This is a genomic window from Streptomyces sp. NPDC043812, assembly GCF_056436245.1.
The window spans coordinates 96,104-118,520 of sequence record NZ_JBWKCY010000010.1 but is presented as its reverse complement, the minus strand read 5'-3'; the positions used below and the strand labels follow the sequence as shown (position 1 = coordinate 118,520).

Genomic DNA, 22,417 nt, shown 5'->3' with positions numbered 1-22,417 from the left:
TTCCTTAGTCTCTCGGTGGACGCCCTCCCCTGGGTGTCCGTGTGGGTGGGCGGCCCACCGCCCACCCGCGCCGGCCGCACTGCACGCCAACCGCCCGTCGCCCCGAGTCCTTGCAGAGGACTGGGGGCGACGGGCGGTTGGGCCGACCGGGGGGTCCGGCCGGTCAGACCTCACCGCTGACCGAACGTCGGCGGCGCGCGATGAACAGGCTGCCACCGACCGCCGCCGAGGCGACGAGGCCCGCACCGATGGCCATCTCGGTGCTGGAGGGCCCGATGGATCCGCCGAGACCACCCTGGGCACCGCGGGCGGAGAGCACGTTGAACGAGGCACTGGCGGTGCGGTTGCTGTCGTTGCACCGGACCGTCAGGTGGTAGCTGCCCGGGGAAGCGTTGTTCCTGACCCGGGCGATGGCTGTCGACTGTCCGCCGTCGCCTCCGCCGAAGTTCCGACCGCCATTGCCGCCACGGCCGTCCTGACCATTGCCGCCACGGCCGTCCTGACCGTTACCGCCACGGCCGTCCTGACCGTTACCGCCACGGCCGTCCTGACCATTGCCGCCACGGCCGTCCTGACCGTTACCGCCACGGCCGTCCTGGTCGTTGCCGTTGCGGCCGTCCTCGCTGACGTTGGTGTTGGCGTTGCCGTTGCCGTTGCCGTTGGTGTTGGCATTGGCGTTGCCGTTGCCGTTGGTATTGGCGTTGGCACCATCGTTGCCGTTGGAGTTGGCGTTGCCGTTGGAGTTGGCGTTGCCGTTGGAGTTGGCGTTGGCGTTGGCACCATCGTTGGCGTTGCCGTTGGAGTTGGCGTTGGCGTTGGCACCATCGTTGGCGTTGCCGTTGGAGTTGGCGTTGCCGTTGCCGTTGGAGTTGGCGTTGCCGTTGCCGTTGCCGTTGGAGTTGGCGTTGCCACCATCGTTGCCGTTGCCGCCGCGACCGTCCTGGTCGTTCCCGTTGCCGTTGCCGTTGCCACCATCGTTGCCGTTGCCACCACGGCCGTCCTGGCCATTGCCATTGCCGTTGCCGTTGCCACCACGGCCGTCCTGGCCATTGCCATTGCCATTGCCACCACGGCCGTCCTGGCCATTGCCATTGCCGCCACGGCCATCCCGGCCATTACCGCCACGGCCGTCCCGATCGTTGCCGTTGCCACCACGGCCGTCCCGGCGATTGTCGCCACGGCCGTCCTGGTTGCCGTAGCCTCCGTCGCCATCGCGGGAAAGCGTGGCGTCGGGGAAGGCGTTGGAGCTGACAGTGCCACCGCGGTGGCATCCGTCGACGGTGATTGCCAGGGTTCCCCCGGGAAAGACGGAGGACGGACTGACGCGGACGTTCCTCGGACCGTCACCGCCGCCTGCGGCGGCGAATGGAGCGCAGAGCCCGACGGCCGCGAAAGCGGTCGCCGTCGCCGCGAGAGCGCGTGTAGCACGCATCGTTGAACCTCCAGCGGAAGACGCTCCGAAGCGGCGCTCCGGGATAATCGACGAGAACGCCTCCCACGACGAACCCTCACCGGATGCCGCATTCTGCGCATTTCGGCTTTGGTCCACTACGGTGAGCCGACACGCCGGTGATTTGTCACCCGATCTGACGGAGCTGCAGGTCACAGACCGTCAGAATTTTTATCCGCTGATTACTCGGATGGGCCACCTTCGTCGGCCCGCCACCCGTTCGCCCTTCTCTGATCGCAGCCTTCGGCGAGCGCGCTTAGCGTGCCTGCATGCGTACAAAGGGGAGATCCATGGGCCCGTTCGGCCACGGCCGGGAATCGCGACGACGCTCGCCCTGGGGCGTGGTGGCACTCGTCATGCTGACCGGAATCGCGATGATGAGGAACGGAGTGGACGTCGGAATCGGCCCGCCGCAGCCGGCTGCCGCCGCGTCACTCGGCGAGACCGCGGGCGAGACGTTCCTGCCGGTGTCGCTCGAACCGCTGCCCTACGCTCCGCCGACCCGGGTGCGTGTCCCGGGCATCAAGGTGGATGCGCCGATCATGGACGTGGGGCTGGACGAGAAGGGGTGGATCGCCGCCCCGCCTCCGCAGGACCCGAACCTCGCCGGCTGGTTCCAGAACGGTGTGGCCCCCGGACAGCGCGGTACCGCCGTGATCGTCGGGCACGTCGACAACCAGGCAGGGCCGGCAGTCTTCTACGGCCTCGGCTCGGTGAAGCAGGGCCAGCTGATCGAGGTACCGCGGCAGGACGGACGCGTCGCGATCTTCGAGGTGTACGGCGTGGAGGTGTTCGCCAAGAACAACTTCCCCGGTGTGCGTGTCTACGCCGACACCGGGATGGCGGAACTTCGGGTGATCACCTGCGGAGGCGGCTACTCCCGGGCGGACGGCTACGACGGCAACGTCGTCGTCTTCGCGCGCATGGTCAAGACGCGCTGACGGCCACCCCGGACCCGCTCGTCCCGACGTCCCGACGTCAGCGGCCTCAGCGGCGTCAGCGGCCTCAGCGGCGTCAGCGGCGTCAGCGGCGCGGAACGGTGATGCGGTAGCCGTCGTCCAAAAGACGCGGCAGATAGCGACGCAGTGCGGCAACACTCTGGGAGCGGTTGCCGCCCGCGTCGTGGGAGAGAACGACGACGCCCGGCCCCGCCCCTTCCACCACGCGCCGGACGATGGTGCGGGTACCGGGTTCCGTCCAGTCCAGGGTGTCCACGGTCCAGGCGAGCGGTTCCATGCCCAGCTCGGCGCCGATCCTGAAGGAGTGGTCGTTCCAGGCCCCGTACGGCGCGCGATACCACAGCGGCGGTCGGCCCACCGACTTCTCGATCACGTCGCTGGTACTGCCGAGCTGGTCGCGGATCTCCGAAGGCCGCAGCGCCGGGACCAGCGGATGCGACCAGGTGTGGTTGCCGATCACATGACCGTCGTCCGTCATCTCCCGCAGCAGATCGCGATGGTGCGTCGCCATCTCCCCGCAGACGAAGAACATCGCCTGCACCGCGTGCCTGCGCAGGATGGCCAGGATGTCGGGCGTGTAGCGCGGGTCGGGGCCGTCGTCGAACGTGAGCACCATCGTCCGGCCCTCGGCCGGCACCTCGAGGAACGGACGGTCACGCACCGGCGGTACCGCACGGCCCAGATCGGTGGCGGCGTACGCGGTCATCGGCTGCAGCCGGTAGGTCGTCGCCCTTGCGCGGCGAGCGGCGGCCGGCGGTCCCCCGGCCGCAGGCAGCGGCGAGGGTGCGGTGTCGGCCGGCGGGGCCGTCCGCTCGATGGCGAACAGCCCGCCGACGACGGCGGCGCCGCCGAGAGCGGCGGCGATGCGGAGCACCGAGCGGCGTCCGGACGGCAGTTGATCCTTGCGCATGGCCCATGGCCGCACAGCCGATGCCGAGCACAACTGATCGACACCGAGTCTGCACGGGAATTGACCCGGAGGGAGCAGCGTCGGGCGCGGCGAGGGCCGCCGGGCCCCTGGGTGGACGTCCCGCCGTGGGCCGATAGCCTCGCCGACGTGACACAGCATCCTCCCCAGCGGTTCGAGCGCGGCACCGACGGCCCGAAGGTGATCCTCGCCGGTCTGGACGGTTCGGAGTCGTCCATGCGGGCGGCCGCGTACGCGAGCGGTCTGGCGCGGCGGCAAGGGGCTCTGCTGGCGATCGTCTACGTGCAACCGGTGATGCCGGCCGGTGCGGCACTCGGTGTGCCGGTGGCCGACACCACGGGGGAGATCGCCGAGGGACTGGTCGCCGAGATCAAGGAGGCGGCGGAGCGGGTGCGGGGCATCTGGGACGTTCGCTGGGAGTTCCACACCTTCCGCGGCGACCCGTACACCGGGCTTGTCACCGCGGCCGACGAGCTCAAGGCGGACGCCGTGGTGGTAGGGGCGTCGGAATCGGCCGGGCACCGGATCATCGGCTCGGTCGCGGTGCGGCTGGTGAAGGCGGGCCGCTGGCCGGTGACGGTCGTTCCCTAGGTGCGGTCTCAGCGCCCCCTGGTGAGACCGCCCTGCTCTGACCGCGGCTGAGCACTGCACCGCGGCTGAGGACTGAACCGCGGCTGAGGACTGTGGCACGGATGTCTGTCGGCACGAATTCACGCGACCAGCGACATCTCGGACCGCCTCAAATCCCCGAAGGAGCGGGGCTTCGGCAGTGACCGCGCCGCGGCGTCGCTGGAACGGAGCTGCACCTTCCGCTGCGCCCCGCCTGCCCGGCCGTCCGCTCGCCGCACCGCTCGCCGCTCGGTGCGACCGTTCGTCGACGACAGCGGTTCGGCGTCTGTCGCTGTGCGCCCGGATGCGTTCGTATACGCCACGTGGCAGGAAGCGATCGGTGAAAGGGTGTTGGCAATGGCGACGGCGACCGCGACGACCGACGAGCGGGCCATGGCGGATCTGCAGCGCGAACACGGCCCAGCGCTGCTCAGCTTTCTGCTCGGTCTCACCTACGGGGACCAGCAGCGCGCCGAGGACCTGCTGCAGGAGACGCTGGTGCGGGCCTGGCAGCACCCGGAGGCGTTCGACGCCCCGTACGAGTCGATGCGGCCCTGGCTCTTCACCGTGGGCCGTCGGCTCGCCATCGACGCCCGGCGCTCCCGCCTGGCGCGCCCCACCGAGATCGGCGACGGGGTCCTCGCCACCACGCCCGACCCGGCCGACCGCACCGAGAGCGCGGTCGCCGCACTCGACGTACGGGCGGCTGTCGGCTCACTCAGCCCCGAGCACCGCGCGGTGCTCGTGCAGATCTACTTCCACGGGCTGAGTGTCAACGAGGCCGCGCAGACACTCGGCATACCGCCCGGGACCGTCAAATCGCGTTCGCACTACGCGCTGCGCGCACTCGCCCGCTGTCTGCCGGGCTACAGCCGGCGCTCGGTCCCGTCCGCCCCAAAGGCCCCGGTGGCACACGCCGCTCACTCGGACCACGTCCGAGGCGTGTCCGTATGCCAAACGTCACGCCGGACTTGAGCAAAGAGGCACCCCCCGCCGTGTTTGACGGTGGAGGCTCGTCATCGAGGCTCGGACGCAGTCGTCGGAAAGTGGGTGGAAGGCGTGCAGCCCGACAGCGCGAGCGGCACCGGAGGAGCGGGGCTGGCCGTCCCCATGGCGTGGTTGTGCGCCGAGTACACCGCGGACGAGATGCTGCGGACCGGCGGGCTGGTGGAGTACGGCTCGCTCGAGTTCCGTGCGGGCCGACAGACGCTTGCCCTGACCATCCATCTGTGCGACGACGCCGAACCGTTGGACGCCGGACGTTCGGCGGCCAGGATCGACGAGTGGCTGTGTCTCACGTCGTACGGACACCCGTGGCGGGAGTGGGCCGAGGAGCGGCTGGCCGCCAGGGCTGAGCGTGCGCGGCACGGTGCGGCGGATCCGGATCTGGCACTTGCCGTCGCCGCATGGGACTGGCTGCGCCACACCGAACTGCTGGCCGCCGATCTCGGGGACCTGGAGCCATGGCATCCCGCCCTCCCCCTCGACGGCGCCGTGGACGAGACGACCAAGGTGTGGACACCGGCCTGGCAACTGGGGCTGCCGCTCGGCCATCTCGCGATCCATCTGTGGTGACTCGTCCCCCGCGGCGCCGCCGGCGGCTCAGCCCAGCGCGCGCCGACCTGCGGAGGAGTGCACGCCCGCACGGTACTTGGGAATCCGGATGGTGATCTTCATGCCGGCGCCGACGGCCGTCTCGATGACAAGGCCGTAGTCGTCGCCGTAGACCTGGCGCAGCCGCTCGTCGACGTTGAGCAGGCCGATGCCCGACGAGGTGGTCCGCTCCCCCGCCAGGATCGCGCGCAGCACATCGGGGTCCATGCCCACGCCGTCGTCCTCTATGGTCACCACCGCCTCCGAGCCCGAGTCCTGCGCGGCGATCGTGACCCTGCACTGGGTACGCGAGTCCTCCAGTCCGTGCTTGACGGCGTTCTCCACCAGGGGCTGGAGGCACAGGAACGGCAGGGTGACGGGCAGCACCTCCGGCGCGACCTGCAGCGTCACCTTCAACCGGTCCCCGAACCGGGCACCGGCGAGCGCCAGGTACTGCTCGATGCAGCGCAACTCGTCCGCAAGGTGGGTGAACTCGCCGTGCCGACGGAAGGAGTAGCGCGTGAAGTCGGCGAACTCCAGCAGCAGATCGCGGGCACGCTCCGGGTCGGTGCGTACGAACGAGGCGATCGCCGCCAGCGAGTTGAAGATGAAGTGCGGCGATATCTGCGCCCGCAGAGCCCGGATCTCGGCCTCGATCAGACGGGTGCGGGAGCGGTCGAGCTCGGCGAGCTCCAGTTGTACGGACACCCAGCGGGCGACCTCCGTCGCCGCCCTCACCAGGACCGCCGATTCACGCGACCCGTGGGCGACCAGGGCCCCGAGGACACCTTCCTCGCCCGTCAGCGGCGCGATGACGACCCAACGCAGCGGGCACTCCACGTCGTCGCATTCGGAGTGCACGCTCTGGCTGCGGCCGGTCTCGAGGACCTCGGCGACACGCACCATCACCTGCTGCTGGTGGTGACCGGCGCCCGGACCGTCCCAGGCGAGGACCCGCTCCCTGTCGGTGAGCCCGAGCGCCTCGGTGCCGAGCAGCGATCGCAGTCGGCGGGCCGCCTTGCGCGCCGTGTCCTCGGTCAGTCCCGCGCGCAGCGGCGGCGCGGCCAGCGAGGCCGTGTGCAGGGTGTGGAACGTGGCCCGCTCGACGGGAGTGCCGAGGTCCAGATCGGGTCTGGCGCCGCGCCGGGCCGTCATCCGGCCGAGTGCGAAGCCGAGGGCGAGCAGGACGGCACCCGTGGCGGCCAGTGCGACGGCACCCGTTCCGGTCATCGTTCCGCTCCTTCGGACTGCGGCCTGCCGACGAGATCCTCGGGGAGGTGCAGCCGGGCGAGGGTCGCCGCGGCCCCGGGAGGTATGTGACGCGCGGTGGCCAGCGACACGACCACCATGGTGAGAAAGCCGAGCGGCACCGACCACAGGGCGGGCCATGCCATCAGGGCGTGCGGCCAGCCCTGCGGGGCGAGGCCCGCGCGGGTGGCCATCACCGCGGTCAGGGCCGCCCCGCCGCCGATGACGAGGCCCGCGGCGGCGCCCGGCGGGGTGAGGCCGCGCCACCATATGCCCAGCACCAGCAGCGGGCAGAAGGAGGACGCGGAGACGGCGAACGCGAGCCCGACCGCGTCGGCGACGGGCACCTTGCTCGTGACGACGGACAGGCCGAACGGGACGGCCATGGCGAGCAGCGTGGCGAGCCGGAAGTGCCGTACGCCGCGGGACGGCAGGACGTCCTGGGTGATGACGCCGGCCACGGACATGGTGAGCCCGGACGCCGTCGACAAGAACGCCGCGAACGCCCCGCCCGCGAGGAGCGCACCGAGCAGGTCGCCCGCCAGCCCGCCCACCATCCGTTCGGGGAGTACGAGGACGGCGGCATCGGTGGCACCGGTGAGAGCGAGTTCGGGTGCGTAGATGCGGCCGAGTGCGCCGTAGACCGGCGGCAGCAGGTAGAACGCGCCGATCAGCCCGAGGACGACCAGAGTGGTGCGGCGGGCGGCGCGGCCGTTGGGGCTGGTGTAGAAGCGGACGGCGACGTGCGGCAGGCCCATCGTGCCGAGGAACGTGGCGAGGATGAGGCCGTAGGTCGCGTAGAGCCGGTAGCCGTCCCCGCCGGACAGGGGCTGGGACCAGCTGAACGTGTCCTTGCCGGAGGCCGTCCGTTCGGGTACCTCGGTCCCTTTCGGCAGGCGCAGGACGGTGCCGGACTCAATGCGGTGGGTGCCTTCGCCGAGGGTGAGCCGCTCGCGCGTGTGCCGGGTGCCGTCGACCGAGCCCGTGACGGTGAGGGTCAGCGGTGCGTCGAGGTCGATGCGTACCGTGTCGCCGACGCGGACCTCGGTGTGCGCACGGAGCACGGCCGGGGCGTCGAACCGGGCGCGCGGCGCGTCGTCGCCGAGCCATGCGGCGACGAGGAACAGGGCGGGCACCAGCAGGGCGGTCAGTTTGAGCCAGTACTGGAAGGCCTGGACGAAGGTGATGCTGCGCATGCCGCCGGCCGCGACGGCACCGGTGACGACGACGGCGACCACGAGGGAGCCGAGCCAGTCCGGTGCGCCGGTGAGTATCTCCAGGGTGAGGCCGGCGCCCTGCAGTTGCGGCAGCAGATACAGCCAGCCGATGCCGACGACGAAGAGGCTGGCGAGTCTGCGGACGGCGGCTGACTCCAGCCGGGCCTCGGCGAAGTCGGAGAGCGTGTACGCGCCGGAGCGGCGCAGCGGGGCGGCGACGAGGACGAGGAGAACGAGATAGCCGGCGGTGTAGCCGACCGGGTACCAGAGCATGTCGGGGCCCTGGAGCAGCACGAGTCCGGCGATGCCGAGGAACGAGGCCGCGGAGAGGTACTCGCCGCTGATGGCGGCGGCGTTGAGCCCGGGCTTGACCGTGCGGGAGGCGACGTAGAAGTCGGAAGTGGTGCGGGATATGCGCAGGCCGAGGGCGCCGATGAGGACGGTGGCGAGCACCACGACGGTGACCGCGGTCACCGCGTAGGTCTGGTTCACGTCTCAGCGGCCTTCGACGAGGCGGGTGAAGTCGCGCTCGTTTCGCTCGGCCCTGCGCACGTACCAGCGTGCGGTCAGCCACATGACGGGATAGACGCCGAACCCGAGCGCCGCCCAGACGAACGGCTCCGGCGAATCGAGGGATCCGCCGAGCACGGCAGGCAGCGCGAAGAACAGCGGCAGCGAACCGACGAGAAGAGCGAGGGCCCCGAGTGCGTAGAGCGCCGCCCGCAGCTGACTGCGCATGAGGGAGCGCACATAGGTGGCGCCGAGGGTGGTCTGCTCGCTGATCTCGGACCGGGCGGGCGCGTACCCGGGCGGCCGCCGTGCGCCACGCGGCACACCGGTGACCACCTCGCGGCGGGGTGGTTGCTCTGCAGACATCGTCGTCCGCTCCAGCGTCTGTCGGCGAACTCGGGAGAAACGGAGTCTACGCAGCGGCGATTACCGACGGTAGAGACCGACGGTGACGGTCCGGACGCGCTCCCGGGGCTGTCCGCCGGATCAGGGCCGGACACGTCCGAGGGATCGGACGGCTCCTACGTCGCTGAGCGCGATCTCCAGCTCCACGTAGGACTCCTCCGCGCGCCGGAACGCCACTTCCAGCGCCGCTTCGGCCCTCGGCCCGGCGAGCCCTCGTGCCGACTCGCGGATGTCCTCCAGCACATCGGCCCAGCGGCCCGCGGCGCTTCTCGCCGCGGCGAGCAGTTCCTCCAGCTCGCCTGTGCCGGACGGTCTGGCCGACGGCAGTCCGCGGATTTCGTCCAGCAGTGCTTCGATGTCGGACATCAGGCCCCTTCTTCCCCGCCACGATCAAGGTTAGAGGCGTGGTCGGGGGGCCGGGGCCACGGTCGGGGACGGCTCGCCCAGCGGAGCAGGTGCGTCGCCGTGCGGCCGCCCACCGGCGCCGAACGGCCGCTCAGGGACGCCGAACGGTCCACCGGATCGTCCTCAGCCGCGGCCGGTGGGAGCACCGCCGGTGTTCTTCGGGCTGCGGGTGAGCATCAGCAGGTCCCGGAGCTGGCGGGCATGGCGACGGCTGACGGCCAGCTCGGCGCTGCCGATCCGCACGCTCGTCGCCCCGGCATCCAGGCGCAGCTCGTCGATACGGCCGAGGGCGACGAGATGGCTGCGGTGGATGCGGACGAAGCCGCGGGGGGCCCACCGCTCCTCCAGCGTGGACAGCGGGATACGGACCAGGTGGCTGCCCTCGGCGGTGTGCAGTCGTGCGTAGTCGCCCTGGGCCTCGACATAGGTGATGTCGTCGACCGGGACGAAGCGGGTGATCCCTCCCAGTTCGACGGGTATCTGCTCCGGGCCGGGCAGCACGGCGGGCGCCGCCGGCTGCACCGCGTCCGGCCTGCCGTCGCGCAGCGGATCGGGCTGCGCCTCGCGCCGGGAGACGACCAGGTCGCGGACCCTGCGCACCGCCTCTGCCAGGCGCTCCCTGCGCACCGGCTTGAGCACGTAGTCGACTGCCTTGAGGTCGAAGGCCTGCACCGCGAAGCCCTCGTGCGCCGTCACGAAGACGATCAGCGGGGGCCGGGCGAATCCGGCGAGCAGCTTCGCGACGTCCAGTCCGGTGAGCCCGGCCATGTGGATGTCGAGGAAGACGACGTCGATGGCGTCGTCGCCGTCCGGCCCGGCGTCCAGCGCCCGCCCGATGCGGCGCAGCGCCTCGGTCGCGTCCGTCGCCCCCTCCGCGCTGCGGATCCGGGAATCGGCCCGAAGCAGGTAGAGCAGTTCCTCGAGCGCCGGTTTCTCGTCGTCGACAGCCAGTACGCGCAGCATGCTGCGGAGTGTAGGCGTGCCGGGGAGCGCGGACCATGGGCCTGTTTCCGTACGGGTTTGCGATCGCGTTCGAAGCGTTACGGACAGGTTGAGCGCAACGCCTTCCTGCTGCGTATTCCAGGGTGACCGCCCGTAACATGAGGAATCGAGGACCGCCCATGAGCCGCCAGCAGCCGCACGAGGATGTGGCCGCCTATGCGCTGGGCATCCTGGAACCCGCCGAAGCGTTCCGCTTCGAGGACCATCTCGCCGAGTGCGTGATGTGCGCGGTACGGCTCTCGGACTTCACTGCCGTTGCGCAGGCCGTCGCCGAACTGGCGGGCCCGGCCCGCGTGGACGCCCGCCCCGCGCCGGAGCTGCTGGACCGGCTCACCCAGCATGTCGCGCTGGACCGGCGGCGGAGCCGGAAGCGGCGTATGCGGCTGGTGGCCGCGGCGGCGGTGCTGATCGTCGGGCTGCCGGGTGCCGTGGTCGCGATGCAGGACGCCCAACAGCCGCCCGCGCCGCGCGTGGTGGCGACGGATCCGGTCACGGGAGTGCGCGCCGCGGTGGCGCTGGAGAACCACGGGTCCGGCACGTCGGTCGCGATGCGCCTGGACAGCCTCCCGGGGCCGCGCACATGCTGGCTCATTGCGATCGGCAAGGACGGGGTGGAGCATCCGGTCATCAGCTGGTGGGTGCCCAAGGGCGGTTACGGGGTCGACGACGCGCCGGGGCACGCGGGCCCGCTGGACATCGAGGGGAGCACGGGTCTGCACGCGGCCGAGATCGGCCGGTGGGAGGTGCGCGGTGAAGGCGGCGAGCGGCTGCTGTCGATCGGCGGCTGAGCCGCGGACGGCTCACTTCAGCAGGCGCGAGAGCCTGCGGTCCGCCAGCGGCTTGCCGCCTGTCTGGCACGTGGGGCAGTACTGCAGCGACGAGTCGCTGAACGACACCTCCCGGATGGTGTCGCCGCAGACAGGGCAGGGTTCCCCGGTGCGCCCGTGGACGCGCAGACCGCTCTTCTTCTCCGACTTGAGCCGGCCGGCGGCCACGCCCCGCGAGCGTGCGACGGCGTCGCCGAGCGTCGTGCGGAGCGCCTCGAAGAGCACGTCGGTCTCATGTTCGTCGAGGTTGTGCACGGATTTGAACGGGGACATCTTCGCCGCGTGCAGGATCTCGTCGCTGTAGGCGTTGCCGATCCCGGCGATCAGGCCCTGATCGCGCAGTGCCCCCTTGATCTGGCGCCGCTCCCCGGCGAGCACCGCGGCGAACGCCGCGCGGTCGAAGGACTCGGCGAGCGGGTCGGGGCCGAGCCCGGCCACTGCGGGCACATCCGCGGGTTCGCGTACGAGATGGACCGCGAGGCGTTTGGTGGTACCCGCCTCCGTGAGGTCGAATCCGCTGCCGTCGATCAGGACCGTGCGCAGGGCCAGGGGCCCTTTACCGGGCCGCGGCGGCGCGGCGGGAAACTCGTCCTTCCACTGGAGCCAGCCCGCGCGGGCGAGGTGGACCAGGAGATGCAGTCCGGCGGCGGTGATGTCGAGCCACTTGCCGTGCCGTTCGATCGCGGTGACGGCGGCGCCTTCGACCGCGGTCAGCGGCGGGTCGTACGTCTTGAGGACACTGATGGCCACGGGCATGACACGGGCGATCTCCCTGCCGACCAGATGGCCGTCGAGAAACTCCCGGAGCGCTTCGACCTCAGGCAGTTCGGGCATGCCTCCAGCCTGCCGCACCCGGCGGGCCGATGCGCGCGGGATCCGGGATGCAGGGCCTGGGGCGGTCGGTGCGGTGCGCCCGGACCGCGGTGCCGGCCGGTGCCGTTACAGCCCGTAGACACGTGCGGCCGTCTCCCCGAACACCGCCCGTCGCTCGTCCGCGGACAGCCGGTCCGTCAGCCCGCGCGCCGCGTCGACGACCTCCGCGTACGAGGCGGCGAGCCGGCACACCGGCCAGTCGGAGCCGAACATCAGCCGCGCGGGCCCGAACGCGTCGATGACGGTGTCCGCGTACGGCCGCAGACCGCTCACCGTCCAGCCGGACCAGTCGGCCTCGGTGACCAGGCCCGAGAGTTTGCACACCGTGTTGGGCAGCTCCGCGAGCACGCGGACGGCGCCGGCCCACGGTTCGTCCTCACCGGAGGCGACGGGGGGTTTGCCGAGGTGGTCGAGCACGAAGGTCAGTCCGGGCACCCGGGCCGCGGCCTCGGCGGCGGCGGGCAGCTGGTGCGGCAGCACGACGAGGTCGTACGCGAGCCCCGCACCGGCCACGGCTTCCAGTCCGCGCAGCACGTCCGGCCGCAGCAGCCACCGGGGGTCGGGCTCCCCCTGCACCTGGTGGCGGATGCCCACGAGATGTCCGCCACCGGGGAGTTGACGCAGTGCGGCAAGGGTGTCGGCGATGTCGGGGGCGGTCAGATCGGTCCAGCCGACGACTCCGGCGACGAGATCCTCGGCGGCGGCGAGGGCGAGGAACTCGGGGGTCTCCTCGGCTACGCACACGGTCTGCACGAGCACGGTGGCGTGCACGCCCGCCGCCCGCGCCTCCGGGCGCAGGTCGGCGAGGGAGAAGCTGCGCCGGATGGGGGCCATCTCGGCGCCGGTGATCCAGTCCTGGTCCCGCACGGAGAGGTCCCACACATGGTGGTGGGCGTCGACGAACGTCACCGGGGCCTTCCCAGCTCCCAGACAACGGGCAGCGAGGCGTCGTTGCCGGCGGACGAGTAGTCGTGGACGACGTCGAGCAGGTCGGCCATACGGGCCTGCCAGGCGACGTTGACGGGCAGTTGCTCCAGTTCGGCGAGCAGCCGGGCGTAGTCGTCGCAGTCGAGGAGGTGGAACAGGTCAGTGCCGCTGCGCCAGATCGTCCAGGCCGTGACGCCGGCGGCACGGATGGCGTCGGTGAGTTCCCGGGGGACCTCGCGGTGGGCCTGTTCGTAGGCGTGGATGCGGTCAGCGCGGACCTTGGTGTGCAGGGCGACTCTCATCGGCTGTCCTCCGAGTCCTTCTGCGGCCGGGGAGCGGTCGGTGCGGGCGGCACCTGCGGCGGCGCGGGCAGCAGCCCTTCGGCGCACAGTTCGTCGTAGAGGGCGGGCGGTACGCGCATGGCGTACAGGGCGGCCGCGTCGCGGACCTCCGCCGCACTGCGGCAGCCGACGAGGGCGCCGGCGACGGCGGGATGGCCCAGGGAGTAGTGCAGGGCCGCGGCCCGCAGCGGTACACCGTGCCGGGCCGCGGCCTCCTGGAGGCGCAGCGCGCGGTCGAGGACCGGCCGGGGTGCCTCGGTGTAGTCGTAGTGTGCGCCCGGTCGCGGGTCGGCGAGCAGGCCGGAGTTGAAGACGCCGCCGACCACGACGCTCTTGCCGCGGGTGGCCGCTTCCGGCAGCAGTTCGGTCAGGGCGCTCTGGTCGAGCAGGGTGTACCGGCCGGCGCAAAGCACTGCGTCGACGTCGGTGTCGCGCAGGAAGCGGGTGAGCATCGGCGCCTGGTTCATTCCCGCGCCGATCGCACCGACGACACCTTCGGCACGCAGCTTCTCCAGTGCGGGATAGGCGTGGCGGAAGGCGGCTTCCTGGTGGTCGTCGGGGTCGTGGAGGTAGACGATGTCGATGCGGTCGAGGCCGAGGCGCCCGAGGCTCTCCTCGATGCTGCGGCGGATGCCGTCGGCGGTGAAGTCCCAGACGCGGCGGTGGTCGGCGGGGACGGCGAAGCCGTGGGCGAGGTCGTCGCCGTCCGGTGGGCAGGGTTCGAGCAGACGCCCGGCCTTGGTGGAGAGGGTGTAGGCGTCGCGGGGCCTGCCGCGGAGGGCTTCGCCGAGTCTGCGTTCGGACAGGCCGAGTCCGTAGTGGGGTGCCGTGTCGAAGGATCGGATGCCCGACTCCCAGGCGGCGTCGACGGCTGCGGCGGCGGCCTCGGGGCCGACGGGACGGTAGAGGTTGCCGATGGCGGCCGCACCGAGGGAGACCCGGGTGATCTCCACCGTCGTGCGTCCGAGCGTGCTTCGTCGCATCCCGTTGCTGCCCCTCGCCTTGGGTCGGACGGCCTTCGATCACCAACGAATATTCATCGGATCACTTGTGGGCGTCAACACCCATGAAGCGGCGAAGTCTTCGACAGCACCCGCCATCTGTCCGATCTATCGCGGCGAGACGAGGGAGTCGCGGGTGTCGAGGGTGTCGAGGGTGTCGAGGGTGTCGAGGGTGTCGAGGGTCAGCAATTCGTCGAGCTCATCCCGCAGGGCGAGCGTGAGCCGGCCGAGGTCCGGCAGCGCCTCGCCGTCGGCGACCAGGCCCACATGCACCTGCCCCCCGTACGTCGACAGCGCCACCGCCAGCGACTGACCGCGGGCGAGCGGTGCCATCGGGTAGATCTCGCGCAAGGGATGCCCGCCCAGGGAGAGCGCCGAGCGGGGCAGCGGCACGCTGGTGACCAGGACGTCGAAGAGCAGGCGGGCCGCGCCGCCCGCGAGCGGTGCGCCGAACCGGTGGGCCAGGGGCGGCAGTTGGTCGGCGAGCACCGCGACCGCACCGGCCCCGCGCGCGGGCCCCGCCGCCTTGTTGCGGTCCATGGCCGTCCGCACGAGAGCCAGGCGCGCCCGCGGGTCGGGCTCGGCGACCGGCAGCTTCAGCAGATATGCGGAGAGCCTGTTGCCCGAACCGGGCGGGCTGCCGGGGCGGCGACGGGTCACCGGCACCAGGGCCCGGGGACCCGAGTCCGGGAGCTGCTCTCCCCGTTCACACATCCAGCGCCGGAGCGCACCCGCGACCACCGCGAGCAGGACGTCGTTGGCGGTGCCGCCGACGACCCGGCGGACGCGTCGCACCTCCTCCAGGGGCAGCACGGCGGTTCCGAGCCGCCGGGTACCGCTGGGACGTGCGGTCAGGGCGGGCAGGCCGCGCGGGTCGAGCCGGCTGGCGCGTACGACGGAGGCCCCGACGCCCACCGCGCGGCCAAGCTCCTCCATACGCGCCCTGGCGAAGCCCGCCAGGTCGAGGGGCCCTGCGAGCCAGGAGCGGGGCGGAACGGGCCGGGGGCGGCGCGTTCCGGTGGTCCGTACGTCGGCGATCTCGTCGAAGATGCCCGCCCCGATGGCCACCGCCCGCATGCCGTCGGCCAGGGCGTGGTGGAGTTTGACGAGCACGGCGAACCGCTTGTCGCCGGTGTCGCGCAGCAGGTACATCTCCCATGGCGGCAGACCGCGTTCGAGCGGCCGTTCCATCAGCTCTCCGGCCGCCGCGGTGACCTCGGCGTCGAAGTCGTCCCCGTCCAACCGGATTTCGCGCACATGGCGGTGCACGTCGAAGTCCTTGGCGGTGCTCCAGGCGGAGCCACCTACGGGCAGCAGGACGTCACGCACCCGCATCCGCATCCGGGGGATCGCGCAGGCGCGGGCGGCCAGCAGACCGAGGAGGCTCCCGGTGTCCCCGGCGTCGCCACCAGGTGCGGAGTCGAAGAGCGCGAGGGCGCCGAGGTGCATCGGGTGGCCGGTGGACTCGAGATGCCAGAAGGCCAGGTCGAGCGGGGCGAGAAGCTCAGTGCTCACATGTTCCTCATGTCTTCCGGGACACCGGAGAACGCAGTCAATCGCTTTCGGTCGGTTACGGTCAAGTACAGATCGTTCACGTACGGTTAACAGTCGACGGCCATCAGATCGCGACCCGCTCTGGGATCGCGAACTCGCACCAGACGCATTTGCCGCTGCCGCGCGACTCCACACCCCAGGACTCGGACAGCCAGTCCACCAGCATCAGCCCGCGCCCCGAGACCCCCGACTCCCCCGCGTCCCGACGCCGCGGCAGCGCGCTGGAACGGTCCTCGACCTCCACCCGCAGGCGCCGCTCGCCGCCGGCCAGCACCCGTACGGTCACGATGGCGCCGCCGTCGGTGTGCATCAGCGCATTGGTGATCATCTCGTCGGCGACCAACTCGATCTCGTCCGCCCGCTCCCCCGCCCCCCACGCCCGCACGGCAGCTCGGACCATGTGCCGCGAGGAGCGCAGCGCCTCCGGGTCGTTCTGCGCCACGTGCTGCTGCAGCCGGCCACCGGCCTGCGGCGTATAGGCCCCCTTGCGGCGCAGCAGCAGAAGGGCGACGTCGTCGTCCCCGCCGCGCTCGTCGACCACTTCGCACAGCCGGTCTGCCAGCAGCTGGAGTTCGCGCGGTCCGTTGCGCACCAGCGCGACCAGTTCCTGCATGCCGTCGTCGAGATCGGCGCCGGGCTTCTCGACCAGTCCGTCCGTGTACAGCAGCAGCGTCTGGCCCGGATCCAGTTCGACGGTGCTGACCGGGTACTCGAGCCGCCCGAACTCGGCCGAGAGCCCGAGCGGCAGCCCGCCCTGCACCGGCAGTCTGCGGCAGCTGCCGTCCTGGTCGCGGATCAGCGGGTCGACATGTCCGGCCCGGACGATCTGCACGACGCCCGTGGACAGGTCCACCTCCGCGTAACTGCAGGTGGCGAACCGGTCGGTGTCGAGCTCGTGGAGAACGACCGAGGCACGGGCCATCACCGCGGCCGGGGTGTGACCCTCGGCCGCGTAGGCCCGCAGCACGATGCGCAGTTGCCCCATGACGGCCGCGGCGTGCGTGTCGTGCCCCTGTACGTCGCCGATGACGGCGCCGACCCGGCCCCCGGGCAGCGCGATGATGTCGTACCAGTCCCCTCCGATGTCCCGGCCGAGCCGGGCCGAGCGGTAGCGCACAGCGATCTGCGCGCCGGGCACCTCGGGGATGCGGCGCGGCAGCATCGCCTGCTGCAGGCCCTCCGCGAGGTCGTGCTCCTGCTCGTAGAGGACGGCGCGCTGAAGGCTCTGGGCGATGCTGCTGCTCAGCGCGACCAGCAGATTGCGCTCCTCCAGGCTGAAGTGGGTCTTGTCGCGGTAGAGCAGGCCGAGCGCCCCGATGGGCCGGGCCTGGGCGATCAGCGGCATGTACGCCGCGGCCGAGATGCCGAGTCCGCTGATGTGGGGCCACAGAACCGGATAGGAGTCGGCGAAGTCCTCCTTGGACTCGATGAACCGCGGCGCAAGTGTGCGCACCACCTCGCTCATCGGGTACTGCTCGTCGACCCGGGTGTAGCGGGTGCCCGGGACGAACGACCCGTCCGGTCCCTCCGCGACCAGATGTATGCGGCCGGACTCGAGCAGGCCCATCACCAGACTCGTGGCCCCGAGGTGCTCCATGCCGTGCGAGTTCTTCAGCAGCTCGATGACGTCCCGCACGGTGCGGGCGTGGGCGAGAGCGGCGGTGGTCGACTCGACGACGCTGGTCTGTCGTTGCCGTTCGACGTCCACCTCGACCCGGGCCGTGGAGTCGGCGAGTTCCTGCGTGGCGTCCCGCACGATGCCGATGATGCGCACGGGACGCCCGGTCCCGTCGCGCCGTACGCATGCCTGGGTGTGTGTCCAGCGCAGGGTGCCGTCCCTGCGCCGGATGCGGAAGTACGCGCCGTAGTGGTCGCTCCCGCGCTTGAGTGCCTGGGCGACCATGCTGTCGAGACGGACGGCCTCGTCCGCCGGCACTCGCACGCCGAGACTTTCCGGTCGGCCGTCGTACTCGTCGGGCCGCAGATCGAACACGTCGAGAGCGGGCTTGTCCATGTGCATCAGCCCGCTGGTCAGGTCCCAGTCGAAGCTGCCCATGCGGTTGAGGGTCAGACTCACGTCCGGGTGCGCCGGCCAGTCGTCGGGGAGCGACAGGGCGCCCGCTGCCCGATCAACCATGGGGCCACTCTGCCATCATTTGCCCCATTCCACGAACGGATGGGCCCGTCCCGCTCAGCCCTGGACGGCGTCCGGAACGACGGGCTCCGCCGAGGGGAGAACGGGGTCCGGTTCGACGGGCACGGGCTGCTGTTCGTCATGGACGGGCGGGCCGTCGGGCTGCGGCGCGAGCTCATCCTCCGGGCCCAGCGGCTCCTGCGGCTCCACCGGTTCCTGCGGGTACTGCGGCTCCTGCGGGTAGTCCGGGCCCTGCGGCACCTCGGCCGGCGCCTCGGTCCCCGGCGCGACCGGCGCCGGCTGCTGGGGCTCGGGGGCCTGCGGCGCGGGCACCGCGCCGGCCGCGGTGGACCCGTCGCCGGAGGGGCTCGGTTCGACGGAACCGGGGACGTCGGTGCGCGAGAGGTCCGAGAACACCTCGTCGGGGTCGACGGGCGGCAGCACCTGGGGGTGCGCGTCCTCCTCGCCGTCGGTGCCGGAGGGACGTTCGATCCAGGAATTGTCGACGACGTTCACGATCACGAGGTTGTTGATGATCTGCGTGGCGGGCTTGACCACGACGACCCGGTCGGCGCGGTATCCCGCCCACGCCTTGCCCTGGACGACCATCGCACCCTTGACGGCCACCGGCGGCTCGAGGGGACTGCCGCCGGCACAGCGCACGCGGGGTGCGCCGTACTGGTCGACGAGGACGGCGGTGCCCGCCTGGAGGACGGCCTGGAAGCCGGTGACCTCTCCGTCGTCGAAGCCGTGATCGGTCACGCGAGTGTCGGCCCGCAGGACGACCGGAGTGAGTCCGCGCAGGAATGTGGCGATGTCCGCCCGGTCGACGTCCGTGGCCGCGGCGAACGCGCGCGTCTTCTCCTTGTCCTCGCCCAGGAGCCGGACCTGCTCCTCGACGTCGCAGCTGGCCACTCCCTGGGTGCCGCCGTAGAGGCCGGGGGTCGAGCCGGACAGGGTGCGCAGCGTGGTGCCTCCACCCGAGGGGCTCTTGGCGGCGGGGGTCACCCGCGGGGGCGCGAACGCGGCCATGGAGATGACGGTCGATGCCATGAAGGGGTCCGAACCCTCGGCCTCGCTCGACTGGAGGATCACCTCTTCCTGTTCGGCGGCGCGGCTCGCGCCGCCGCACCCGGCAACCAGCAAACCTACGCACGACGCGGCAGCCGCCGCGTACAGACGACGCATCGATGAGCGCACCAAGATCTCCCGCCTCCGGCATTTCGACATGTCCTCAATTTCTGACGGACAGTCGGATCCGGCGCGACTTGAACGCGTTCAGTTCAAGCCCTAGGCTGCGGAGCGCAGGGTTTGAACACGTTCAATCCCAGGGGAGGGCGAGATGTTCGTACTGGTCAACATGATCGTGATGCTCGGAATGCTGTTCGTGGTGCCTGCGGGGCTGCGGCTGATCGACCCGGTTTGGCTCGCGACCATTCGGCGGACATGGCCGCTGTTCGCAGTGGCGGGATCGGCGGCGCTGTGGCTCCCGCGCGGCGCCACGGCAGTCGCACTCGCCGCCGTCTACGCCGCGGGCACCCTGTTGCTCGCCCTCCAGGCCGGACTGCGACTGCGGCGCACACGGTCTCTCGCGCCCGCCGAGATCGCCGTGCTCACCGCACTGGTCACGCCATCCGTCGCGGCCACCGCGCTCGTGGCCGAGCGCGCCGGTCACGAGCTGTTCGGCTTCACCCTGCCGATCCTCGCGCTCACCGTGCCGCACTTCCACTTCGCCGGTTTCGCCGCGGCACTGGTGGCGGGTCTGGTGTGCGGGGCGGCAGGCGGACGGCTCGCACGGTTCGCCGCCCTCAGCGTCCCGCTCGGCACCCTGCTGGTGCTCGGCGGGTACTTCGTCGACGACTGGGCCGAGCTGCTGGGCGCCCTGGTACTGACCGCAGGAATGTGGGCGGTCGCCCTGCTGACCTGGCGTGATGTCCGCACCGGCGAGCGCGATCCGGGTACCCGTACCCTGCTCGGCGTCTCCGCGGCCGTACTGGTGGCGACGATGGTGCTCGCCCTGAGCTGGGCGGTCGGCGAGGCCACCGGCCTGCCGCACCCCGATCTGGCCTGGATGGCCGCAACCCACGGCCTCGGCAACGCACTGGGCTTCGCGCTCTGCTCGGTGCTCGCATGGCAACGACTGAAGGAGACACCGGCATGAACACCGGCATCGACGGCACACTGACCTACCCGGAGAAGGGCGCCACCCGGCTGGACCCGCTCCCGGCCGGCTATCACCACCTTCACCACACCGCCCGGATCGGCCGCGGCCGGGCCGTCTTCGAGGCGGCGGGCGCGGCGGTCACCTCGTGGGACGCGCACCGCGGCTCCGGCGCCCGGGTGAGGGCCACGGCACCCCGGGCCGGGGCCGGGGTGCGGGTCCGGATCTCGGTCGGGGCCGGGCCGGTGCGGCTCGACGCGCCGTGCGAGGTGATCTGGGCGGCGTACGAGAGGAACCGGACGGGCTTCGCATACGGGACGCTGACCGGGCATCCCGAGTGCGGCGAGGAGTCGTTCGTCGTCGACCTGCGCGACGACGGTTCCGTGTGGTTCACCGTGACGGCCTTCAGCCGGCCGGCCGCCTGGTACACCCGGCTCGCGGGCCCTGCGGTGCCCGTCGCGCAGAAGCTGTACGCCCGCCTTCTGACGCGTGCGCTGCGGGGGATCGCCGCGGGCGGGAAACACCCGCTCCGCTGATCATCGGAGCCGGGTCGGCCCGATACTGGAGACGATGCAATGGTTCGGCGACGACGCCTACTGGCTGAGCCGGCTGGTCTTCCAGCGGGCTCTGGCCGCCGTGTACCTGATCGCCTTCGTGTCCGCCGCACTGCAGTTCCGGGCGCTCATCGGCGAGCGGGGAATGCTGCCGGTGCCGGAGTTCCTGCGACGGGCGCCCGCCCGGCAGGCGCCGACCCTGTTCCGGCTGCACTACTCCGACCGTTTCTTCGCCGCCGTCGCCTGGACCGGGGCACTGCTGGCGGCCGCGCTGGTGGCGGGCGCGGCGGACGACGTGCCGCTCGGCGCCGCGATGGCGTGGTGGGCGGTGCTGTGGCTGCTGTACCTGTCGATCGTCAACGTCGGCCAGACCTGGTACGGGTTCGGCTGGGAATCACTGCTGCTGGAGACGGGCTTCCTTGCGATCCTGCTCGGCAACGAGCGCACCACGCCACCTGTCGTGGTGCTGTGGCTGCTGCGATGGGTGCTGTTCCGGGTGGAGTTCGGCGCCGGGTTGATCAAACTCCGGGGCGACCGCTGCTGGCGGGATCTGACCTGCCTGTACTACCACCATGAGACGCAGCCGATGCCGGGGCCGCTCAGCTGGTTCTTCCACCATCTGCCCCGGCGCGCGCACCGGATGGAGGTGGGCGCCAACCATGTGGTGCAGCTGCTCGTACCGGTGCTGCTCTTCACGCCGCAACCGGTGGCGAGCATCGCCGCGGGGCTGATCATCGCGACGCAGTTGTGGCTCGTCCTGTCCGGCAACTTCGCCTGGCTGAACTGGCTGACGATCGTGCTCGCCCTGTCCGCCGTCGACGGCTCACTGGTCGCCGACGGTCCCGCACTGCCGGACGCGCCCCTGTGGTACGAGATCGTCGTCATCGCCGTCGCGGTCGGGCTGCTCGCTCTCAGCTACCGGCCGGCGCGCAATCTGCTGTCCCGCCGACAGGCGATGAACCGGTCGTACGATCCCCTCCATCTGGTCAACTCCTACGGCGCGTTCGGGACGGTGGGACGAGTCCGGTACGAGCTGGTCGTCGAGGGGACAGACGAGCCGATCGTCCATGCGGGAACCCGGTGGCGGGAGTACGGCTTCCGGGGAAAGCCCGGTGACGTCCGCAGACTTCCGCGGCAGTTCGCGCCGTACCATCTGCGGCTCGACTGGATGATGTGGTTCGCCGCACTGTCGCCCGCCTATGCGCGGTCCTGGTTCCTGCCGTTCGTGGAGCGGCTGCTCGAAGGGGACCGGGACACGCTGCGGCTGCTCGCCAGCAATCCGTTCCCCGACGCCCCGCCCCTGCAGGTACGCGCCCGGGTCTACCACTACCGGTTCACGACGTGGGCGGAGTGGCGGGCGACGGGTGCGTGGTGGCACCGGACCCCGGTGCGGGAATTCCTGGCGCCGACCAGACTGCGCTGAGGACCGGAACGACCACCGCGAGGGCCCGAACCACGTCCGTGCCCCCTGCCGGGGCGGGCAGGGGGCACGGGGGCGCGGCACAGATCTAGTCGATGCCGGGCAGGATGTGCGGCTCCGCGAGGTCTTCCTCGTATCCGGCCAGCCTGATCGGGGCCGAACGGGCCCAGACTTCGAGGTTACGAATTTCTTCGGCCTTGGCGGCCCGTTCGCCGACGTGTTCCGCCGGCCTCGTCTCTTGCTTCACATCTCGTGTCACCGCGCACTCCTCCGTGTCGCGTAACGGGAACAGGGCAGTC

At 71.4% G+C, this 22,417-nt stretch carries 23 protein-coding genes; 8 read left to right on the top strand and 15 right to left on the bottom strand.

Annotated elements, in window-relative coordinates; all coding sequences use genetic code 11:
- Positions 1-163: 163 nt before the first annotated feature.
- Positions 164-1,432 (bottom strand): hypothetical protein, encoded by a 1,269-nt coding sequence (locus tag AC067Z_RS16920; RefSeq protein ID WP_478790293.1) that lies wholly within the window; start codon positions 1,430-1,432, stop codon positions 164-166.
- Positions 1,433-1,740: 308 nt separating this feature from the next.
- Here AC067Z_RS16920 and AC067Z_RS16915 point away from each other — a divergent pair, with 308 nt between their 5' ends.
- Positions 1,741-2,391 carry a class F sortase gene (locus AC067Z_RS16915; protein WP_478790424.1) on the top strand — a complete coding sequence of 217 codons (651 nt, stop codon included), beginning with the start codon at positions 1,741-1,743 and terminating at the stop codon, positions 2,389-2,391.
- Positions 2,392-2,473: 82 nt separating this feature from the next.
- On the opposite strand, the gene AC067Z_RS16910 is transcribed toward AC067Z_RS16915, so the two are convergent.
- A complete protein-coding gene (locus tag AC067Z_RS16910) occupies positions 2,474-3,319 on the bottom strand; it encodes a polysaccharide deacetylase family protein (RefSeq protein ID WP_478790292.1) in 846 nt (281 codons plus the stop codon).
- A gap of 147 nt (positions 3,320-3,466) precedes the next feature.
- On the opposite strand from AC067Z_RS16910, the gene AC067Z_RS16905 reads away from it, so the two are divergent.
- From AC067Z_RS16905 to AC067Z_RS16895, 3 genes are all read left to right on the top strand, one after another.
- Positions 3,467-3,928, top strand: a complete 462-nt coding sequence (locus AC067Z_RS16905) for a universal stress protein (protein WP_478790291.1) — start codon at positions 3,467-3,469, stop codon at positions 3,926-3,928.
- A 375-nt stretch (positions 3,929-4,303) separates the two neighbouring features.
- On the top strand, positions 4,304-4,921 hold the full coding sequence (locus tag AC067Z_RS16900) for a sigma-70 family RNA polymerase sigma factor (protein ID WP_478790290.1): 618 nt from the start codon (positions 4,304-4,306) through the stop codon (positions 4,919-4,921).
- Between the two features lie 84 nt (positions 4,922-5,005).
- A complete protein-coding gene (locus AC067Z_RS16895; RefSeq protein WP_478790289.1) occupies positions 5,006-5,521 on the top strand; it encodes a hypothetical protein in 516 nt (171 codons plus the stop codon).
- 27 nt (positions 5,522-5,548) lie between these two features.
- On the opposite strand, the gene AC067Z_RS16890 is transcribed toward AC067Z_RS16895, so the two are convergent.
- The 5 genes from AC067Z_RS16890 to AC067Z_RS16870 all read right to left on the bottom strand — a co-directional run bounded on the left by AC067Z_RS16890 (position 5,549) and on the right by AC067Z_RS16870 (position 10,287).
- Complete coding sequence (locus tag AC067Z_RS16890) at positions 5,549-6,769, bottom strand: sensor histidine kinase (RefSeq protein ID WP_478790288.1); 1,221 nt, start codon at positions 6,767-6,769, stop codon at positions 5,549-5,551.
- Positions 6,766-8,496: a sodium/solute symporter gene (locus AC067Z_RS16885; protein ID WP_478790287.1), complete on the bottom strand. Its 1,731-nt coding sequence runs from the start codon at positions 8,494-8,496 to the stop codon at positions 6,766-6,768. The genes AC067Z_RS16890 and AC067Z_RS16885 overlap by 4 nt, the downstream gene beginning before the upstream one ends.
- Before the next feature lie 3 nt (positions 8,497-8,499).
- Positions 8,500-8,880, bottom strand: a complete 381-nt coding sequence (locus AC067Z_RS16880) for a hypothetical protein (RefSeq protein WP_478790286.1) — start codon at positions 8,878-8,880, stop codon at positions 8,500-8,502.
- A gap of 120 nt (positions 8,881-9,000) precedes the next feature.
- Positions 9,001-9,285 carry a hypothetical protein gene (locus AC067Z_RS16875; RefSeq protein ID WP_478790285.1) on the bottom strand — a complete coding sequence of 95 codons (285 nt, stop codon included), beginning with the start codon at positions 9,283-9,285 and terminating at the stop codon, positions 9,001-9,003.
- A 162-nt stretch (positions 9,286-9,447) separates the two neighbouring features.
- A complete protein-coding gene (locus AC067Z_RS16870; RefSeq protein ID WP_478790284.1) occupies positions 9,448-10,287 on the bottom strand; it encodes a LytR/AlgR family response regulator transcription factor in 840 nt (279 codons plus the stop codon).
- Positions 10,288-10,445: 158 nt separating this feature from the next.
- Between AC067Z_RS16870 and AC067Z_RS16865 the strand changes: the two genes are divergently transcribed.
- Positions 10,446-11,114 (top strand): anti-sigma factor family protein, encoded by a 669-nt coding sequence (locus AC067Z_RS16865; protein WP_478790283.1) that lies wholly within the window; start codon positions 10,446-10,448, stop codon positions 11,112-11,114.
- A 12-nt stretch (positions 11,115-11,126) separates the two neighbouring features.
- On the opposite strand, the gene AC067Z_RS16860 is transcribed toward AC067Z_RS16865, so the two are convergent.
- The 7 genes from AC067Z_RS16860 to AC067Z_RS16830 all read right to left on the bottom strand — a co-directional run bounded on the left by AC067Z_RS16860 (position 11,127) and on the right by AC067Z_RS16830 (position 19,171).
- Positions 11,127-11,987 carry an Fpg/Nei family DNA glycosylase gene (locus AC067Z_RS16860; RefSeq protein WP_478790282.1) on the bottom strand — a complete coding sequence of 287 codons (861 nt, stop codon included), beginning with the start codon at positions 11,985-11,987 and terminating at the stop codon, positions 11,127-11,129.
- A 105-nt stretch (positions 11,988-12,092) separates the two neighbouring features.
- Entirely contained in the window at positions 12,093-12,935 is an 843-nt protein-coding gene (locus tag AC067Z_RS16855) for an amidohydrolase family protein (protein WP_478790281.1), read from the bottom strand.
- Positions 12,932-13,255, bottom strand: a complete 324-nt coding sequence (locus tag AC067Z_RS16850) for an L-rhamnose mutarotase (protein WP_478790280.1) — start codon at positions 13,253-13,255, stop codon at positions 12,932-12,934. Before AC067Z_RS16850 ends, AC067Z_RS16855 begins: the two co-directional genes overlap by 4 nt.
- Complete coding sequence (locus tag AC067Z_RS16845; RefSeq protein WP_478790279.1) at positions 13,252-14,277, bottom strand: aldo/keto reductase; 1,026 nt, start codon at positions 14,275-14,277, stop codon at positions 13,252-13,254. Before AC067Z_RS16845 ends, AC067Z_RS16850 begins: the two co-directional genes overlap by 4 nt.
- A gap of 126 nt (positions 14,278-14,403) precedes the next feature.
- Positions 14,404-15,810, bottom strand: a complete 1,407-nt coding sequence (locus AC067Z_RS16840) for a wax ester/triacylglycerol synthase family O-acyltransferase (protein ID WP_478790278.1) — start codon at positions 15,808-15,810, stop codon at positions 14,404-14,406.
- Positions 15,811-15,913: 103 nt separating this feature from the next.
- Complete coding sequence (locus tag AC067Z_RS16835; RefSeq protein WP_478790277.1) at positions 15,914-17,986, bottom strand: SpoIIE family protein phosphatase; 2,073 nt, start codon at positions 17,984-17,986, stop codon at positions 15,914-15,916.
- 54 nt (positions 17,987-18,040) lie between these two features.
- On the bottom strand, positions 18,041-19,171 hold the full coding sequence (locus AC067Z_RS16830) for a DUF6777 domain-containing protein (RefSeq protein ID WP_478790276.1): 1,131 nt from the start codon (positions 19,169-19,171) through the stop codon (positions 18,041-18,043).
- A 154-nt stretch (positions 19,172-19,325) separates the two neighbouring features.
- Between AC067Z_RS16830 and AC067Z_RS16825 the strand changes: the two genes are divergently transcribed.
- From AC067Z_RS16825 to AC067Z_RS16815, 3 genes are read left to right on the top strand one after another with little or no spacing between them, the layout of a single operon-like run.
- On the top strand, positions 19,326-20,144 hold the full coding sequence (locus tag AC067Z_RS16825) for a YndJ family protein (RefSeq protein WP_478790275.1): 819 nt from the start codon (positions 19,326-19,328) through the stop codon (positions 20,142-20,144).
- Positions 20,141-20,680 (top strand): DUF1990 family protein, encoded by a 540-nt coding sequence (locus AC067Z_RS16820; protein ID WP_478790274.1) that lies wholly within the window; start codon positions 20,141-20,143, stop codon positions 20,678-20,680. The genes AC067Z_RS16825 and AC067Z_RS16820 overlap by 4 nt, the downstream gene beginning before the upstream one ends.
- A gap of 34 nt (positions 20,681-20,714) precedes the next feature.
- Positions 20,715-22,121 carry a lipase maturation factor family protein gene (locus AC067Z_RS16815; RefSeq protein ID WP_478790273.1) on the top strand — a complete coding sequence of 469 codons (1,407 nt, stop codon included), beginning with the start codon at positions 20,715-20,717 and terminating at the stop codon, positions 22,119-22,121.
- 85 nt (positions 22,122-22,206) lie between these two features.
- On the opposite strand, the gene AC067Z_RS16810 is transcribed toward AC067Z_RS16815, so the two are convergent.
- The gene (locus AC067Z_RS16810) at positions 22,207-22,377 is read right to left on the bottom strand and encodes a hypothetical protein (protein WP_478790272.1); all 171 of its coding nucleotides are present in this window, start codon (positions 22,375-22,377) and stop codon (positions 22,207-22,209) included.
- Between the last annotated feature and the right edge of the window lie 40 nt (positions 22,378-22,417).

Bases quoted from the DNA above. Each gene is read 5' to 3' on its own strand.
- AC067Z_RS16920 (WP_478790293.1), bottom strand. From the start codon at position 1,432: ATGCGTGCTACACGCGCTCTCGCGGCGACGGCGACCGCTTTCGCGGCC.
- AC067Z_RS16825 (WP_478790275.1), top strand. From the start codon at position 19,326: ATGTTCGTACTGGTCAACATGATCGTGATGCTCGGAATGCTGTTCGTG.
- AC067Z_RS16850 (WP_478790280.1), bottom strand. From the start codon at position 13,255: ATGAGAGTCGCCCTGCACACCAAGGTCCGCGCTGACCGCATCCACGCC.
- AC067Z_RS16900 (WP_478790290.1), top strand. From the start codon at position 4,304: ATGGCGACGGCGACCGCGACGACCGACGAGCGGGCCATGGCGGATCTG.
- AC067Z_RS16880 (WP_478790286.1), bottom strand. From the start codon at position 8,880: ATGTCTGCAGAGCAACCACCCCGCCGCGAGGTGGTCACCGGTGTGCCG.
- AC067Z_RS16820 (WP_478790274.1), top strand. From the start codon at position 20,141: ATGAACACCGGCATCGACGGCACACTGACCTACCCGGAGAAGGGCGCC.
- AC067Z_RS16830 (WP_478790276.1), bottom strand. From the start codon at position 19,171: ATGCGTCGTCTGTACGCGGCGGCTGCCGCGTCGTGCGTAGGTTTGCTG.
- AC067Z_RS16915 (WP_478790424.1), top strand. From the start codon at position 1,741: ATGGGCCCGTTCGGCCACGGCCGGGAATCGCGACGACGCTCGCCCTGG.
- AC067Z_RS16865 (WP_478790283.1), top strand. From the start codon at position 10,446: ATGAGCCGCCAGCAGCCGCACGAGGATGTGGCCGCCTATGCGCTGGGC.
- AC067Z_RS16835 (WP_478790277.1), bottom strand. From the start codon at position 17,986: ATGGTTGATCGGGCAGCGGGCGCCCTGTCGCTCCCCGACGACTGGCCG.
- AC067Z_RS16815 (WP_478790273.1), top strand. From the start codon at position 20,715: ATGCAATGGTTCGGCGACGACGCCTACTGGCTGAGCCGGCTGGTCTTC.
- AC067Z_RS16870 (WP_478790284.1), bottom strand. From the start codon at position 10,287: ATGCTGCGCGTACTGGCTGTCGACGACGAGAAACCGGCGCTCGAGGAA.
- AC067Z_RS16875 (WP_478790285.1), bottom strand. From the start codon at position 9,285: ATGTCCGACATCGAAGCACTGCTGGACGAAATCCGCGGACTGCCGTCG.
- AC067Z_RS16910 (WP_478790292.1), bottom strand. From the start codon at position 3,319: ATGCGCAAGGATCAACTGCCGTCCGGACGCCGCTCGGTGCTCCGCATC.
- AC067Z_RS16890 (WP_478790288.1), bottom strand. From the start codon at position 6,769: ATGACCGGAACGGGTGCCGTCGCACTGGCCGCCACGGGTGCCGTCCTG.
- AC067Z_RS16845 (WP_478790279.1), bottom strand. From the start codon at position 14,277: ATGCGACGAAGCACGCTCGGACGCACGACGGTGGAGATCACCCGGGTC.
- AC067Z_RS16860 (WP_478790282.1), bottom strand. From the start codon at position 11,987: ATGCCCGAACTGCCTGAGGTCGAAGCGCTCCGGGAGTTTCTCGACGGC.